The 17102-nt window shown below is 37.6% G+C and carries 21 protein-coding genes; 2 read left to right on the forward strand and 19 right to left on the reverse strand.

Annotated elements, in window-relative coordinates; all coding sequences use genetic code 11:
* Positions 1 to 268: transposase (locus BLR42_RS03560; RefSeq protein ID WP_139165099.1), on the forward strand; the 268-nt coding region annotated here is incomplete at its 5' end.
* A gap of 119 nt (positions 269 to 387) precedes the next feature.
* Here the strand turns inward: BLR42_RS03560 and BLR42_RS03565 are convergent.
* From BLR42_RS03565 to BLR42_RS03590, 6 genes are all read right to left on the reverse strand, one after another.
* Positions 388 to 1281, reverse strand: coding sequence for an Ig-like domain-containing protein (locus BLR42_RS03565; RefSeq protein ID WP_091866724.1), 894 nt, complete (start codon positions 1279 to 1281; stop codon positions 388 to 390).
* A gap of 92 nt (positions 1282 to 1373) precedes the next feature.
* Positions 1374 to 2087: a DUF975 family protein gene (locus BLR42_RS03570; protein ID WP_091866726.1), complete on the reverse strand. Its 714-nt coding sequence runs from the start codon at positions 2085 to 2087 to the stop codon at positions 1374 to 1376.
* A 211-nt stretch (positions 2088 to 2298) separates the two neighbouring features.
* Positions 2299 to 3558, reverse strand: a complete 1260-nt coding sequence (locus tag BLR42_RS03575; protein WP_022759975.1) for a 6-phosphofructokinase — start codon at positions 3556 to 3558, stop codon at positions 2299 to 2301.
* Positions 3559 to 3741: 183 nt separating this feature from the next.
* Entirely contained in the window at positions 3742 to 4089 is a 348-nt protein-coding gene (locus BLR42_RS03580) for a hydrogenase maturation nickel metallochaperone HypA (RefSeq protein WP_022759974.1), read from the reverse strand.
* Between the two features lie 33 nt (positions 4090 to 4122).
* Positions 4123 to 5247, reverse strand: a complete 1125-nt coding sequence (locus BLR42_RS03585; protein ID WP_091866728.1) for a DUF5692 family protein — start codon at positions 5245 to 5247, stop codon at positions 4123 to 4125.
* Positions 5248 to 5388: 141 nt separating this feature from the next.
* The gene (locus BLR42_RS03590; RefSeq protein ID WP_091866730.1) at positions 5389 to 5805 is read right to left on the reverse strand and encodes a LysM peptidoglycan-binding domain-containing protein; all 417 of its coding nucleotides are present in this window, start codon (positions 5803 to 5805) and stop codon (positions 5389 to 5391) included.
* Positions 5806 to 6204: 399 nt separating this feature from the next.
* On the opposite strand from BLR42_RS03590, the gene lexA reads away from it, so the two are divergent.
* Positions 6205 to 6819 carry a transcriptional repressor LexA gene (gene lexA, locus BLR42_RS03595; RefSeq protein WP_091866732.1) on the forward strand — a complete coding sequence of 205 codons (615 nt, stop codon included), beginning with the start codon at positions 6205 to 6207 and terminating at the stop codon, positions 6817 to 6819.
* Positions 6820 to 6922: 103 nt separating this feature from the next.
* Here lexA and rsfS read toward each other — a convergent pair whose 3' ends face one another.
* The 13 genes from rsfS to hisB form a co-directional block, all read right to left on the reverse strand.
* On the reverse strand, positions 6923 to 7288 hold the full coding sequence (rsfS, locus tag BLR42_RS03600; RefSeq protein WP_022759970.1) for a ribosome silencing factor: 366 nt from the start codon (positions 7286 to 7288) through the stop codon (positions 6923 to 6925).
* Positions 7281 to 7874 (reverse strand): bis(5'-nucleosyl)-tetraphosphatase (symmetrical) YqeK, encoded by a 594-nt coding sequence (gene yqeK / locus BLR42_RS03605; protein WP_091866734.1) that lies wholly within the window; start codon positions 7872 to 7874, stop codon positions 7281 to 7283. The genes rsfS and yqeK overlap by 8 nt, the downstream gene beginning before the upstream one ends.
* A 21-nt stretch (positions 7875 to 7895) precedes the next feature.
* A complete protein-coding gene (nadD, locus tag BLR42_RS03610) occupies positions 7896 to 8552 on the reverse strand; it encodes a nicotinate-nucleotide adenylyltransferase (RefSeq protein ID WP_091866736.1) in 657 nt (218 codons plus the stop codon).
* Between the two features lie 77 nt (positions 8553 to 8629).
* Complete coding sequence (gene yhbY, locus BLR42_RS03615; RefSeq protein ID WP_022759967.1) at positions 8630 to 8926, reverse strand: ribosome assembly RNA-binding protein YhbY; 297 nt, start codon at positions 8924 to 8926, stop codon at positions 8630 to 8632.
* Entirely contained in the window at positions 8910 to 10304 is a 1395-nt protein-coding gene (gene obgE, locus BLR42_RS03620) for a GTPase ObgE (RefSeq protein WP_091866738.1), read from the reverse strand. The genes yhbY and obgE overlap by 17 nt, the downstream gene beginning before the upstream one ends.
* Positions 10305 to 10401: 97 nt before the next feature.
* On the reverse strand, positions 10402 to 10686 hold the full coding sequence (gene rpmA / locus BLR42_RS03625) for a 50S ribosomal protein L27 (RefSeq protein ID WP_022759965.1): 285 nt from the start codon (positions 10684 to 10686) through the stop codon (positions 10402 to 10404).
* A 3-nt stretch (positions 10687 to 10689) separates the two neighbouring features.
* Entirely contained in the window at positions 10690 to 11019 is a 330-nt protein-coding gene (locus BLR42_RS03630; protein ID WP_091866740.1) for a ribosomal-processing cysteine protease Prp, read from the reverse strand.
* A gap of 27 nt (positions 11020 to 11046) precedes the next feature.
* Complete coding sequence (gene rplU, locus BLR42_RS03635) at positions 11047 to 11355, reverse strand: 50S ribosomal protein L21 (protein ID WP_022759963.1); 309 nt, start codon at positions 11353 to 11355, stop codon at positions 11047 to 11049.
* A gap of 91 nt (positions 11356 to 11446) precedes the next feature.
* A complete protein-coding gene (locus tag BLR42_RS03640; protein ID WP_091866742.1) occupies positions 11447 to 12490 on the reverse strand; it encodes a ribonuclease E/G in 1044 nt (347 codons plus the stop codon).
* Positions 12483 to 13238: a TIGR03936 family radical SAM-associated protein gene (locus BLR42_RS03645; RefSeq protein WP_091866744.1), complete on the reverse strand. Its 756-nt coding sequence runs from the start codon at positions 13236 to 13238 to the stop codon at positions 12483 to 12485. Before BLR42_RS03645 ends, BLR42_RS03640 begins: the two co-directional genes overlap by 8 nt.
* A 15-nt stretch (positions 13239 to 13253) precedes the next feature.
* On the reverse strand, positions 13254 to 15167 hold the full coding sequence (locus BLR42_RS03650; protein WP_091866746.1) for a TIGR03960 family B12-binding radical SAM protein: 1914 nt from the start codon (positions 15165 to 15167) through the stop codon (positions 13254 to 13256).
* A gap of 39 nt (positions 15168 to 15206) precedes the next feature.
* Entirely contained in the window at positions 15207 to 16484 is a 1278-nt protein-coding gene (gene hisIE / locus BLR42_RS03655; protein WP_091866748.1) for a bifunctional phosphoribosyl-AMP cyclohydrolase/phosphoribosyl-ATP diphosphatase HisIE, read from the reverse strand.
* 28 nt (positions 16485 to 16512) lie between these two features.
* Entirely contained in the window at positions 16513 to 17100 is a 588-nt protein-coding gene (hisB, locus tag BLR42_RS03660; RefSeq protein ID WP_026497513.1) for an imidazoleglycerol-phosphate dehydratase HisB, read from the reverse strand.
* Between the last annotated feature and the right edge of the window lie 2 nt (positions 17101 to 17102).

Here is a 17102-nt window from a genome sequence, read left to right on the forward strand (position 1 = left end):
CGCATGGGTCAAATGGGCAAGGCACTGTAGGATCCCGGTGTTTGTGGAGCTGCAGAGAAAGATCATGCGCCACAAGGATCATATCCTTAACACTATCGAGCTTGGTGTGACCAATGCCCGCATTGAGGCAACCAACAACAAGATAAAATTGCTTATCCGGAAGGCGTATGGATTCAGGGACGTAGACAGTATGATCGATATGGTTTTGCTATACTGTTCTGACCTGAAAATACCGTTACCAAATCGCAACCGTGTAAAGTACGCTTAAGCCGCATGGCATGAGGACTTCAGCGTATTTAACTAACCACACTCATGCCAGAAGAGCCAGAAATTATTATGTATAAAAATTCCACATACCATTGTATGGCATGTGGAAGTAAATAGCTATTATAAATTTGGTAATTTCTTTAAAATAAATTTCCAAATACTCTTAGTGGGACGTGGAAGATAATGAACGCCGTCTCTTGTATCAACTCTTAAATTCTTTTTTACTATATAATTATACAAATCGATTGTTGCTACATTGTTTTTCTTGGCCCATTTTTTCAGACCTTTGTTATAATGTACCATTAAATTGTTTGTAAAACATATAAGACCTATTTCATCAAGATATGCATCCTTTACGGGACCAACAGTACATAGAATAAGCTTCTTTTTCATTTTTAGCAGTTCGTTATAATATTTGCGATAAACTCCAAAATTTCCTCTGTCATTAGCCCCCATCCATGAAACGACTACATCATAAGAATCGGGATCAACTTCGTTAAGGACCTCGTCTATGTAATCATGCTGAGCTCCGCTTCTGGCATAAACAAACATTCCATTCCTGACATCACCGCACAATTCATTGTTTTTTACATTGAACATATAAACCGAACGTGAATCACCTATAAACAGAATTCTTGGGATGCTTTCTTTTACTTTAACGGTTAAAGTGGCAAAAAGATGATGGTTTCTCTTAATCTGTATTGTTGTGGTTCCTATGTTATGAGCAACGATATTTCCATTTTTATCTATTGTTGCAACAGATGGTTTACTCGATTTAAATTTTAAGCCTTTTGTGCTGAGCTTTTGACGATTGTCATAAACCGTAATTTTGAATTCTTCATTAGGAAGAACAGTCTTTGTGAAATATCTGGCTTTTGATCCGACATACAGCTTGTTATCACTGGCGGCACTGACATGTAGTGATGTACTTAGTTTTTCTGAAAAAGGGCATGCAAAAAAGAATCCCCAAAATAGAAATATTAAAAAAATGTATCTTTTAATTCTCGTGTTCATAATAGTTCCCAAAATAAATATATATAATATTATCGCACTAAAATGGCCTGCACAAAAGTACAGGCCAGAAAAATTAATATTATCTTAAGCTTTTACTGTAATACTGTATTCTGCGGATTATAATTCTCTTTAATTGCTGTATAAAGCTCTGCATCCGAACATGCTTTGTAAGGGCCAACATAGAAAATACCAAGTATACCGCATGTAAAGAGTGTTAAAATTATCCAGCCAAGGAAGGAAAGATCATAAATAAATGCATTCATTTTTTGACCATTCATCATAGATCTTGAAAGTGTAATGGCATCATTGGAGTCCATATCAGGATTTTCAGCCATGATATATGGAACGAGCCTGTATGAATAGCCTTTTATTATTCCGGGGATAATAAACAATAAAGTCCACAGGGCCAGAAATAAATGAGTAAGAAACATGGTCTTTACAACATTCTTCCAGTTATTCTTAAGACCAAATGCTAAATAGCCAAGTTCAGCCTTGGGTTCAACGCGGTTCATTATAAAGAACTTCTGGCATCCTACTTCAAGGGGGTTGAACAAAGCAATCTTAATAATGATACCGATAACAATAGCTATTCCTGCAGCTCCCAAAATTGCTGTTATAATTGCGGGATCAATTTCGGAAATCCATGATCCGCTTGAGCTGGCACTATTCTGGGTACTGTTATAAGCTGATCCGCCTGAGCTTCCGCCTACACAAATGCCAAGCACCACTGAAGCCACAACACAATACCAGTAGTTCTTTTTCATGTTGAGCTTACCGTTTTGTTTAAGTAGTGAATTTGTCCACATAATTACTCTCCCTTCAAAAACAAGTTTCCTTATATATATATATTATATCAAATTGTGCATAATTAAAGTACAAATTTAGCAAAATATATTGAAATAATATATTTTTTATGCAAATTATCCGATTAATTATAAACAGGAGCTGCCTAATATTAGGCAGCTCCCTCCCCCAATAACAGTGGTGTAACACAGATTATTGTCAATATTGAAGATATTATAAGAGTTCCTGGAATCCGGGTACGAAAAGATGTCTCGGAATACCATCTACCATGATCGGTCCAACATCACCCTGGATAAGAGGACGAACATAAGTAATAAACTCATCAGTTACATATGTACCTTCTTTATTTATCCATTCTCTGGGAACAAGACGTTCATCATTTGCAATCTTATGAACATCCTTAACCTCTGTTCCTGCCTGATAAGGATCATCTGAAAGTCTCTCGATAACAACCATCTTACCGCTGTCACCTTCATCAGCAGCCTTCATAGCAGCACCGCCAACCTCATATGCTTCAAGAATATCCACACGTGAAGCACAGTGGCTTGCAGCTCTCTGAAGAGTTGAAAGTTCAATAGCTCTTGTTTTACAACCGATTTCTGTTGAAAGAACTGTGCAAAGATATCTTGCAGTACCTGTAAGCTGCTTATGTCCAAATGCGTCTACATATTCAACGCCGTTGTCATACTCGCTGATATATTTACCATCTTTATCATGAATACCCTCAGAGATTGCAATAACGACATTGGCTTTCTCTTTAAGGAGTTTTCTGACTTTATCTATGAACTTCTTAACGTCAAAAGGAAGCTCGGGAAGATAGATTGCATCAGGACCATCACAGTCCTCTCCTCTTGAAAGAGCAGCTGAACCTGTAAGCCAGCCCGCATTTCTACCCATGATTTCAACGATAACAACCTGACCGTGCTCGGTCTCAAGACTCCAACCATCACGAATAATCTCTTTTACGGAAGTACCAATGTACTTTGCTGCAGAGCCATATCCGGGTGTGTGATCAGTAAGTGCAAGGTCATTATCAATTGTTTTGGGACATCCTACAAATCTTACTGTAGATCCCGAAATAATTGCATAATCGGAAAGCTTTTTGATGGTATCCATTGAGTCATTACCACCGATATAAATAAAGCAATCGATTTCCAAATCAGTAAGTATCTGGAAAATCTTCTCATATGTCTCTTTGCTTTCGAATATTTCCGGAAGCTTATAACGACATGAGCCAAGATAAGCCGAAGGTGTTCTCTTTAAGAGCTCAGCATCAAGACCTGTCTTAATGTGCTCTGCAAGATCAACATAACGACCTTCCATAAGACCCTGAACACCATGGATCATTCCGTAAACCTTCTTGTATCCACGATCTATAGCTGTACGATAAACACCTGCAAGTGAGGAATTGATTGCAGCTGTAGGTCCTCCTGACTGTCCAACAATAACATTTCTCTTCTCCTTAGTTGCCATGGCTATGAATACCCCCTTACCTAGTTTTGTATTATGCAACATGCATACATTTTATAATAAAAATCCTATGTTGTCATTAAAAATGTATAAGAAAAAAATACAAAAAACGCAATAGATTAAAAAAACTCAACTTATATCAGGGATATAAGCTGAGTTTTTCGCTAAAATATATTAATTTTGCAATCATTCCTGTACTTCTATTTCTTTTATTAGAAATTCATTTCCCTGTACAAGATATGTGTGTTCACTGCCGCAAAAGGGACATATTCTTCCGTGGGCAACGGTTCCATATTGCTTCTTGCAATCCTGACACTCAGTTATCGCAGGAATTGTTTCGATTAAAAGTTCTGTATCTTTAATAAAATCCTGTTTTTCTGAAGCCCACTTCCAACAGTCAGTCAAAAAGTGAGGAATTACGGTTGAAACTTCACCAAGTTCAATTGTAACCTTCTCAATTTTTTCAATTTTGTTTTCTTCTGCGACCTCTTTAAGATCATCAATAATATGAAATACTACACCAAGTTCGTGCATAAAAAACCTCAATTATAAGCGCGATATAAATATTTACGCCTTCTCAGCACGATCCATAGCAAGCTGGAAATCCTTAGTATCTTCAAATACATTATTTGAGTAAGGATTCTTACCAAGTTTTACTGCTCTCTTAATAATCTCTACTATGCAAATAACATTGATTGTTATTGAGAGAATAGCAACAAACCCCTGCATTCTGGGATCTGCGGTAATGCCCATAGATGAAATGATTTCTCCTGCCTGTGCTGTTTTACCTGCTCCTGAATTGTAAAGCTCAATTGCCTTTGAATAAAGATCCATTGTAGTAATGTTATTAGCTGTAGCACCACCGTATACTGTAGGAAGTGCTGCCGCAAACTTACTCCAAAGCTGGAATCCGGGAACTACCTGAGCCCACATACACCAGATAGCAAGTGTATTAGCTCTGTTCTGAATCCATGCACCCTTGTTCCAAAATGCATTTGCAAAAGTAGGTGCAAGAAGAAGTGCAACGCCGCAATACCAGGTGTGTGTAGGAAGATTGAGGTATGTATACTCAAAGTTCCATACATCATAAGCAAGGATAAACCAAACGGTCATATCAGGCCAAAGCATATCTGACTTATTTCTGTCCTTAGACGTGTAAAGATGAACAACACCTGTCATACAGAAGATATTGATCATACCTGCAAGAGCGTTAACAACGTTCCACCATCCACCGTAGATGAATACACCTTCGTTAGATGCCCACCATGCACCGGAAAGGTTACCTGTGATATTAAATGCAGCAAGAGCTGACTCCATATCAGAAACATTTGCGATCATGATGTTAGCTGCAACGATGAACCAAGGGAACCAGGCAAACCATTTTTCTTTGCCAATGCCCCACTTGTACTTGATCATCATGAAGCCTACACATCCTATATCAGCAGCGTAAAGTTTGAAATAATGGAACCAACCGTCCATATAAGCTACTGTAGGATTGCTCGCACCTCCAAACATACCAAGATGTGCAGCAATAAAATAAACTGTGAGGATTGTTGGGATAATTACAAAAACCAGGATTCCACCAGCTTTTGTTCTTCTACCAATCTCGTTCATAAGAATAAGGCCCGCGAAGACAAGAACCCATCCAATGAGTTGTGACGCAGCACTTGAGCCATAAAGTTGGAATAGCATAAGTTACCTCCATAAAATTAAACAATATTATCTGCAATAATAATGCAATATATGAGCGTAAAATGCTATTGGCAAAAGTTATATATTTTATACTGTATTTTTCGATACTATTATTTAAAATGTAGTTTCCGTTTTTTCTTTTTATTTTATGAAATCATCATAATAAGGAACAAATATTTTAGAACCTGCTACAAGATCAGTATTTGTCGATATTCTGTTGATTGAAGCGATGTCATGAGCAAGTTCATTTATATCTCTGTAATGAAGGTAGTCCATATATTTCTCAGCTATCGAATATACTGAATCACCGGAAGCTATTGATACGGAAGAATAATAACGATATTGCTGATGATCATCACTGCTACTTGCGTCAGATTTAAATGAGAATGAAAGAATGAGAGCAAGGAAAATGATTACAGAAACAGAAACACAAAATGTAACAACTCTTCTGCGAAGCTGTATCTCTCTTCTCTTCTTATTATTCATGGAACGAACAAAGCTCTTCTCACAGTTCTCTGAATAACTATAAGTTTTACCACCAACAACCACTTCTCTCATCTTGTTACCTCCGAATGCGAACAAACGTTACGAACAATTGTTCTGAAATAAATATATCGAACATTTATTCTCTTGTCAACAATAAATTCGCACATTTGTTCTGAAATTGAGAACAAAATAATCTTAAAGAAATCATTCGTTTGAGTTCATATTTTGTTCATATTTATAAAGTATTATTTAATCAAGATAGTTGATGAACTAAATCACACTATCTCCCCCTCATAAGAAAATCGCAGGACACTCACAGTAATGTGGGTGTTTTGTGATTAATGCAATTTCTTTATGTATTCATAATAATCCATCCCCTGTCCAATAAAACGTACAGCGAATATATGTTTGCTATAATTCTTTTTTTATGCTAAACTGAACATAGGTTCTGAATTTTTATGGAGGATTATCATGGAAAAAAGAAGAATTAGCGCAAAACAGCAAGAAATATTGGATTTTATCAAGGATAAGATTCTGGAGAAAGGCTATCCGCCGACAGTAAGAGAAATTTGTGAGACAGTACATCTGAAATCAACCTCTTCTGTCCACTCTCATCTTGAAACACTTGAGAAAAACGGATATATAAAAAGAGATCCTACCAAGCCTCGTACAATTGAAATTTGTGACGATTCATTCAATATGATTCGAACTGAGATGGTTAATATTCCTGTTGTCGGTCAGGTTGCTGCGGGAACTCCTATTCTTGCAGAGCAGAATATTGACAGCTACTTCCCTATTCCGGCTGAGATGTGTCCTAAAGGGCAAATGTTTATACTCAATGTTAAAGGTGACTCTATGATAAATGCCGGCATTTTTAATGGTGATCGTATTTTTGTTGAAGCTTGTGATACAGCCAGGAATGGTGAACAGATTGTTGCCCTTATAGATGATTCAGCAACTGTTAAAACTTTTTATAAAGAAAAGGGACATATAAGACTTCAGCCTGAGAACGATACTATGGAACCTATAATTGTCGATGATTGCGAGATTCTGGGAAGAGTATTTGGCGTTTTAAGGCTTTATTGATATTTTTGATTTGTATTTACAAATGCAAATCCTCGATTAGGTCATTTAATATTGATAAAAAAGAAGGAGTAGATATTTTCATAAATATCTACTCCTTAACTAATTACAGCTCATCTTTAGTAATATGCTTTCCGTCTCGCCATATTCTCTCAAGATCATAGAATAATCTGTTTTCCTGATCAAATATGTGAACAATTATGTCTCCGAAGTCCTGAAGAATCCAAAAAGCACTCTCATAACCTTCTACATCCTTTTTCTCATAGCCTGCTCTGCCAAGGGCCTCTTCAACTTTATCAGCCATAGCTTGGATCTGAGATCTGTTTGAACCACTTGCAACTATGAAATAATCACCAAGTGATGAAACTTCACTGATATCGATAATTTCAATATCGGAGCCCTTTGTATTTTCTATAGCCTCAACAGCTATCTTGACCATATTTTTTGAATTTTCAATTGTGTGTTCACTCATTGTTCATCCTGTCCTTTTTTAAATAATAATCATAAGTGTCCTGAGTCATGGGATCGCATTCTTTATCAATGTTTTTTAAATAGTTAAGCGTATCCCTTAATATATAAAGCATACATTTGTCGAGATTTTTATATGCTTCTTTACGAATTTCGCTCATATGTTCAAGCGGTTTTCTGTTCGGTTCTATAAAATCTGCGATGAATACGATTTTTTCAAGGTCCGTCATTCCCGGGTGTCCGGTAGTATGCCACCTTATAGCTGATAAAATCTCTTTGTCATCGATACCATATCTGTGCTCTGCCAGACACATACCTGCTTTAGCATGAATAAGAGATGGATTTCTTCTTTCTACTTCGGAAATATCAACTTCGTACTTTTTGCAGATTTTAATTTGCTCTTCATGATCGAGGTTTTTAGCACAGTCATGTAAATATCCTGCGATAAGAGCCTTTTCAATAGAAACATCATGTACAGCGGCCATATTTGCAGCTGTATAAGCTACTCCCAATGTGTGGTCAAAACGATCCGCATTGAGTACAAGCTTCATTTCTTTTCGGAATTTGTGTGAAATATCAATAATCTTCATAATGTAATGTCAGGTAATGAATCAACCATTATATATTTTTACATCATCGGTATCATTATCTACGGGGATTCCATTGAATATATTCTTCAGGCATGCAAACTCAATAACAGAATCCGGAAGAAGATATCTTACCGATCTGCCGGTTTTCATACGAGCTCTGATGTCACTGCTTGATAAATCAAGATTCTTAAATGAGAGAATTCTGACATCAGCACCATATGTATCGTGCAGATGGCGTCTCTGCTTATCCATATCTTCTATAGACATATTGTCTCTTACAGCAGCCAGAATAATGCAGTTTTTGAAAATCTCTTCACTTTCATACCAGCTTTCAATTGATCTGAAAGTATCACCGCCGAGTATCAGATATATCTCATCGCCGGGATACATCTTCTTAAGCTCACGTAAGGTATCAATAGTATAACTATTACCTTCACGATCAATCTCAATTCGAGAGCAGGTAAAATAAGGATTATTTTCAATTGCAAGCTTAACCATCTGATATCTAAGCTCACCGGGGGTTATGGAAGAGGTATCTTTCATATATGAACACCCACTGGGAATAAAGATAATCCTGTCCAGGCCAAACTGCTCTCTTGCTGCTTCGCCAAGAATAAGATGAACATGATGAATAGGATCAAACGTTCCGCCTAATATTCCGATTTTTCTGCCTGCCATAGTAATAACCTCGCTGTAAAATTGTTTTTAGTATTGTAGCCTTTATGATAACAGGGCCAAATTTTAATACATATTACTTATTTAGGAAGCTTGATTTCAGGATTTTCATGAAAAGGCTTGTATAACACAAATTTGCGACCGATTACCTGAACGAGTGTTGATCTGGTTCTGTCAGCAACAGTATTTGCCACCTCTTTAACATCATCTGTACAATTCTTTAAAATAGAACCCTTTATAAGCTCTTTATTATTAAAACATTCGGAAACTGCTTCAGTTACTTCGGGAGTTACTGCTGACTTGCCAATCTGAAAAACAGGCTCCAGATTCATGGCTAACCCTTTTAAGTAAGCGCGCTGTTTACTCGTTAAATTCATCATTGTCCTCCATATCAATATCTATATCATCATCTTGCATTTCGGCATCATTCATGACTGAATTATCGCCGGTATCTGCATTTCTGTAATAATCAAAACTGTTACCGTACATTCTTACGGTATCACCTTCCTGTATACCAAGTTCTTCAAGTTTATCGAGAATACCTGTCTCAACAAGGAAATTCTGGAAAAATGCGAAACCTTTTTCGGAATCAAGGTTAGTATATCCAAGCATTTTTTCAATCTTTGGTCCTTCTATTACATATTCCTTAGCTTTTGAATCATATTCAACAGTGAAGGACTCATTTTCTACCTTGAGTTCAACCTCGGGATCATACTCACTTTTAAATACGACAGTATCATCACCAAGTTTGTCAAGTTCTCTACTTATATAGTATAACAGTTCATTAATGCCTTTGCCAGTTAACGTTGACGTTGCAAATACCTTTACACCCTGTGGCTCAAATTTTTCTCTTAGTTTTTGAATTATCTCAGAGTCTTCTCCATCAGGAAGCATGTCAATCTTATTTGCTGCTATTACCTGTGTTTTCTTGGTAATATCGGCATTGTATTTTGCAAGTTCATTATTTATGGCTTCTATATCTTCAAAGGGATCCCGCCCTTCTGTTCCTGCAGCATCTACAACATGAATCATCATCCTTGTACGCTCAATGTGGCGCAAAAATTCATGTCCGAGACCTGCTCCATCGGCGGCGCCCTCGATAAGTCCGGGAATATCTGCTACAACAAAGCCTCTTGCATCATTTAAACTTACAACACCCAGAATAGGGGTTAATGTTGTGAAATGATAGTTTGCTACTTTGGGCTTAGCGTTAGATACTTTTGTTAAAAACGTCGATTTACCAACATTGGGGAAACCAACAAGTCCTACATCTGCTATCATTTTCAGCTCAAGTAATATTTCAAGTTCTTTGGAGGGTTGGCCGGGCTGAGCATATCTCGGCGCCTGCATTGTACTGGTTGCATAATGCATATTACCATTACCGCCGCGACCACCTTTAAGTAAAACAAACTCAGTGGTTTCGCCGGACATATCGACAATGACTTTACCGCTCTCAGCTTCTTTAATTACTGTACCCTGGGGTACCTTAATAATGATATCAGAGCCTTGTTTGCCGTGACATCTTCTCTTTCCGCCATCTTCACCGTTTTCTGCTTTATATTTGCCGCCATAATGGAAATCTGAGAGAGTATTAATTCCAAGATCAACTTTAACAATAACATCTCCACCTTTTCCGCCGTCTCCGCCATCGGGACCACCATTGGCAACAAATTTTTCTCTTCTGAAGGATACGTGGCCATCTCCGCCTTTTCCGCTTTTTACAAATATTCTTGCTCTATCAACAAATGCAGGCATTATAATCTCCTAAATAAATTATATAAAAACAACGGGGATTCTAAGAAAAAGAGCTCCAAACAAAATATGTTTGGAGCTCAATACAAAACGATACTGATTACTTCTCTACAGCATAAACGCTAGCCTGCTTCTTATCGCGGCCTTTGCGCTCGAAACGAAGCACACCATCGATAAGTGCAAACAGAGTATCATCCTTACCGATACCAACGTTCACACCGGGATGAATATGAGTGCCGCGCTGTCTGTATAAAATATTTCCAGCCTTTACGAATTGTCCGTCAGCTCTCTTTGCTCCAAGACGCTTTGACTCGGAATCACGACCATTCTTTGTGGATCCGACTCCCTTCTTATGAGCAAAAAATTGAAGGTCCATATTCAACATGACTTACACCTCCTCGAATTTAATGTTCAAAAACTCATTACCATACTGTTTGTAGACACCTGTAATTCCAAGCTCGAAGGACTTCATCAATAATTCGCCCTCCTCAGAGAAACCATTCTCTGCTTGCACTTCAATGTAACCCTTCTCAGGATTAGCATCACAGGTAAAAACATCATCTGTAAATTTTTCAAGAGAATTGACAGTATTAATAGATAGCATGGAAATTGCTGCACATACTATATCTTTGCCATATTCACCGGAACCGGCATGTCCTTCAAGCTTAAAGCCCTTGTACTCGCCATCCGTATTTTTACGAATAATGATATTTGTCATATCTGCAAACACTCAAAAAACACAAGATTAAAGAGAAATCTTATCAATCTTTACGCTTGTGAAGCACTGTCTGTGACCGTTCTTCTTGTGATAACCTGTCTTAGACTTGTACTTGTAAACGATAACCTTCTTGCCCTTGCCCTGTTCCATAACAGTTGCACTAACTTTAGCGCCTGCTACATCACCAGCAACCTTAAGAGTCTTGTCATCACTTACAGCAATAACATTATCAAATGTAACTTCTTTTCCGGCTTCTACGTCAAGCTTCTCAACACGAATAACGTCGCCCTCGGAAACCTTGTACTGCTTACCACCAGTAACAATAATTGCGTACATAAGGCACCTCCTTTTTCCAAATCTCGCTAACTATGGTGGGAAAATTAATCCACTTCGACCTCGTTAAGCGGCATACTCTGAAATAATAACATCACTTATTTTTTATGTCAATAGTTTCTCTCAGAGATTTTTTTCTTTTTTGTCTTGTAAACTCCATTATACCAAGACCTGTCAAATCAATATAAGTCAGATTCATTGGATCCGATTGTATCAGATTCTTTATAAATGAGATAAGTCTTTCATTCATGTCGGCATTTTTCATTGACACGAAATCAATAAGTATCATGCCCGAAAGATTTCTTAGCCTAATCTGTCTATAAGCTTCAACAGCAGCTTCCATATTAAGTTTTAAAAAGAAATCCTCGGATTTTTTTGTAGCTTTTCCTGAGTTGATGTCAATCAGATTAAGGGTTTCAGTCTGCTCTATTATCAGAAATGCTCCTGAATCCAGCCAGACCTTCTTACCAAACAAATCATCTGTTTTACTGGAAAGACTATAATTTATTTGTAAAGGAAGTCTTTTTTCTTCCTCATCATAATATTCACATACAACATTATGAGCGCTCAGTTCATCATAAATATCTCGTATATCTGTAACAATTTTGTAGGATTCTGCGCAATTGGCATCAGAATCAATAGTATCAATAATTTTGATAAAATCAGATACAAATGTACTAATTTCATCAGATACAAGGCCGGTATTACCTGATATCATCTGGTACTCACATCTTGTTTTGGCAATCTTTATCAAATCATCGATATTACCGTCAAAAGTAGAACTATCAAGGTCGATTTTACCGGATAGCCTCGCCTGTTTTGTTTTTTGCTCTTCCACTTTTAATTGGACAAGAACTATATCGCCGGTTTTCAATGAAGATGAATCAGCGTTTCTGTTAAGTATATGTGCAGGAGGCATAGCTTTAAATGGTAAAAATCCTACACTATGCTTTCCCTTAATGTTTTCAAACCTGACAAAAGCAGCGTTTAAATTGGATACAAGATTCTCGACTCTTCCGACGTATATATTGCCGGTCCTGTCAATGGAATCCAAAATATCCAGCGACTGAACTGTATTATTTAGAATACCGATCATTGAAAGATGTCCGTGCCATCTTGTAATAATTATTTCACACATAAAGCTTTCCCTGTGAGGAGGACTTAGTGGCAGCAAAAGAAAGAGCCGGAATTTTCTGCGGAATCATAGGCTGAATAAAGTAACCTTTTTCATCATTACCGGAAAGGTAGGTTTCAAGTCTGTGATAAACGGCAGCAAACGGCTTCATCTCCTCTCCTGCAAATGAAAACAGCGATTCAGTTAAAAGAGATGCTTTTAAATTACTTGAACTGCCGGCAGATACAAGGACATGTATCTGATTTCCCGGAAGTATCTCATAATCATAAATCAGTGGCTTGATATTTATTTCCTTCTCACCATTTTTAGTCTTTTTTGTAGCTAAAATTTCATTCTGTTCCATGAAACTTCTGAAAGTACTTTCTAGATTAAACTCAGGGACTTTTCCATCTCTGAATGAGATAACATATTCAGCGGCAGCTACACTCGTCATGGCATTTACGGATTTCTCCGGCAGTTCACTGATAGCCGTTATTACAATGCCTTCATTCATTGCATTGTTTAAAGAATCCATAACAGCTTCGGGTGACTTACAGCTAAGTACGGTCATGTCCATATAATCACCATCGGTTGTGGAACCGACACTAAGAGGCTGTGCAAAAGAAAGAATCTGATGAGGGCTGTAGCCTTCACTGTATTTAATATCTATTTCAGCACGTCTTATAGCTTTTTGGACATATCTCATGACATCCAGATGACCAAGAAACCTTATCGGACCATATTTTGAAAATTTTAATCGTAGTTTTACCATAATTTGTCAGTACCTTTAATTAACACCGGTTTTAGGCTGAAAACAAATACCTACACCGTAATTTGCGCCGCCACATCCCATACATGACTGTCTGCAATTCGGAGATACAACGCCTTTTTTGGAGTTTTCCCATTCTCGCCATAAAAATTCTTTGGACACTCCGCAATCTATCATATCCCAGGGGAGAATTTCATCCTTTGTTCGCTCTCTTTTTACATAGAACATGGGATCAAGAGAAGCTTTTTCCATTTCTTCCAGCCAGATATCATTTTTAAAATGTTCGCTCCAGGCATCAAAAATGCAGCCTCTTTTATATACATTATAAATAACTGTCGATAGCTTTCTGTCACCGCGAGCCAGTATACCTTCAAGCATGCTGGCATCAGCCTCGTGCCAGTTATACTTTATATGCTTCTGGTTAAGCTGAGCCATTATACCTTTTCTGGTAATACTTGCCTTATCAAGGAATTCTTCCTTGGTATTCATAGAAGCCCATTGGAAAGGAGTAAAGGGCTTTGGGACAAAGAAAGACGTACTTGCTACGATTTCAATTGTTCTTCCGTTTCTCTTCTCCTTAGGAACTGTCTCGAAATACTCAACAGCAATTTTATTGGCTATATCTCCTATCCCTTCTATATCTTCAGGAGTCTCTCCGGGAAGGCCAAGCATGAAATAAAGCTTAACCTTATTCCATCCGCCAACAAAAGCTTCATGAGCTCCTCGTAATATATCCTCTTCAGTAAGCCCTTTATTAATTACATTTCTCATCCTTTGAGATCCGGCCTCAGGAGCAAATGTAAGTGAGGATTTCTTAACATCCTGAACCTTGCTCATTACATCAAGAGAAAATGCATCAATTCTAAGGGAAGGCAATGATATATTAACTTTATGCTCGTTACAGTAATCAATCAGGAATTCCAAAAGCTCATTTAATCCTGTGTAGTCACTTGTGCTGAGTGAGCTTAAGGATATTTCTTCGTAGCCTGTATTCTTAAGTAATGTAATTGCGTATTCTTTCAGTTTCTTTACATCTCTTTCACGAAGAGGCCTGTATAATTGCCCCGCCTGGCAGAATCTGCAGCCTCTGATGCAGCCTCTCATAACCTCCATTACTACTCTGTCCTGAGTTACTCTGATAAAAGGCATAACAGGCTTCATTGGATAATACGCATTTGTGAGGTCCAGGCATAGTTCTTTTTTTACTACGGAAGGAACGCCCTCTCTGACAGGAGTTATAGCTTTAATTGTCCCGTCCTCTTTGTAGCTGATATCGTATAAAGAAGGAACATAGATGCCATTAATTTGAGAGCATTGGAATAAGAATTCCTCTCTTGATAAGCCTTCATACTTTGCTTTTTCGTATAAATCAAAAAGCTCTCTGTATTTCGTTTCTCCTTCACCGATATAGAAAAGGTCAAAGAAATCTGCTATAGGCTCCGGATTATATGAACAAGGGCCACCGCCAATAACTATAGGATCATCCCAGGTTCTGTCCTTTGAATATATCGCGACTCCTGAAAGATCAAGAACCTGAAGTATGTTTGTATAACACATCTCGTATTGAAGTGTAAATCCAAGGAAATCAAAACCCTTTATGGGATCCTGTGATTCCAAAGCAAAAAGCGGGATGTCATTTTCTCTCATGATACTGTCCATATCGGACCAGGGAGAAAATACCCGCTCACACCATACATCTTCATATTCGTTGAATAAACCGTAAAGAATCTGAATTCCCAAATGTGACATGCCTATTTCGTACACATCAGGGAAACAGAATGCAAATCTGATTTTAATGTCAGATAAATCCTTCACAGCACTGTTAACCTCGCCGCCGATATAGCGCTCGGGTTTACTGATGCTAAGAAGGATTTCATCTGATAATGCTAATTTTTCGTTCAAATTACACCTCGAAAGATTTATAAAAGACATCAATTGAGAAATAATTCAAATAATCGATATTAAAAGGCCTTAGCGCCTTGCGAGCTCATCGGTTATTTCTTCCCAGCTAATATCTTTTTCTGCCATAAGTACCATCATATGATACAGGAAATCAGCCATTTCGTAAATGAGTTCATTTGAATTTTTATTTTTTGCGGCGATGACCATTTCGGTACTTTCCTCACCGACCTTTTTCAGTATCTTATCCAATCCTTTATCGAAGAGGTAATTGGTGTAAGAGCCTTCTCTTGGATTGGTTTTTCTGTCATTTATAACGGTAAATACACTGTCGAGCACCTTTTGAGGATTTTTCTCTGCATATTTTTTGCCGGTGATTTCGTTGAAGAAGCATGAATAGCTGCCGGTATGGCATGCGACACCAACCTGTTTTACCTTTGCTAGTATAGTGTCCATATCACAATCCGCTGTCAGCTTCTTAACATATTGGAAGTGACCGCTTGTTTCTCCCTTAAGCCAAAGTTCATTTCGACTTCTGCTAAAATATGTCATCTTACCGGTTTCGAGAGTCTTCTTATATGATTCTTCGTTAAAATAAGCAACCATCAAAACCGCATCTGTTCTGTAATCCTGAACCACTACAGGAACCATGCCATCGGAATTCTTCTTGAAATCTTCCCATTTAAACTGTGGGAGCATACGATTGACAGCAAGATCATTCTCGGCACAGATATTTTTCATATTTCTTATTTCCGAAGAATTGACATTTATAGCTCTTCCTGAAAGACCACTGACATTTTTCTCTGACATCAGTCCTATCATTTTATCAAGGGATAAATCAGGAAGGCATAATATAGTTGGCAATTCAATTGCAAAGGTTTTCTTTATTTCAGAACTGTTAAGAAGAATCAGTTCATCAGCATATTTTTTTATGAGTTCATCGTAAGCTGATATCTTATCTGTCTCAGTATAGCATATACATATTTTATCCTTGCCGAATTTCTCTGATACTTCCTGCAAAATATCAATATTGCCCTGTTTGGAAAAATTGAGGCAAGCCTTTTTGCAACCTGCATAGAGAAGTTTTTTGATATCCTCCATACGTTTAACATTTCCTGCGCCATATACATCACAGGAAACCACACTGCATATTTCCTTTATGATATCAAGTGATTCTTCATGCTCTGCATCACCCTCTGACATATCAAAAATGATTATAGCATCACAATCGTCATCATCATATTTCTCTGCAAGCATAACAGGTGACTGTGAAATAACATCTGCATTTTCCAAAGATGCAACAGCATTTCCGTTGTGTAAATATATGCAGGGTATAAATTTTTTCAGCATATTAGTTCTCCCGGTAAATAGTTTAGTATTAAAGACTTCCCTTTGTGCTTAAAACACCGTCTATTCTTGAATCTATGGAAGTTGCTTCATCCAAAGCTCTGGCGAATGCTTTAAACATAGCTTCTATCTTGTGATGATCATTGATTCCCGTTATTACTCTGAGATGCAGATTCATCATTGCACCATAAGAAACTGCATAAAAGAACTCTCTCACAAGCTGAGTGTCAAACGCCCCAACCATTGGTGCAGTGAATTCGGCATCCATTTCGAAATAAGGTCTTCCGCATAAATCAATTGCGGATAGAACAAGTGCCTCATCCATAGGAAGGATAGAACTACCATAGCGTTTGATCCCTTTCTTGTTTCCGAGGGCTTTTGCGATTGCCTGTCCAAGAACTATTCCGGTATCTTCCACAGAGTGGTGGCCATCAACATCAGTATCGCCGACAACATTAACAGAAAGATCAAATAAACCATGTCTGGCAAAAGCTGAAAGCATATGATCAAAAAAGCCGATGCCTGTATTAATGTCGGATTTTCCGGATCCATCAAGATCAATTTCTAATGTAATGTCAGTTTCAGCGGTTTTTCTTTCGATTTCAGCTGTACGTGCCATAC

This window comes from Butyrivibrio sp. INlla16 (assembly GCF_900104155.1).
Taxonomy (GTDB): domain Bacteria; phylum Bacillota; class Clostridia; order Lachnospirales; family Lachnospiraceae; genus Butyrivibrio.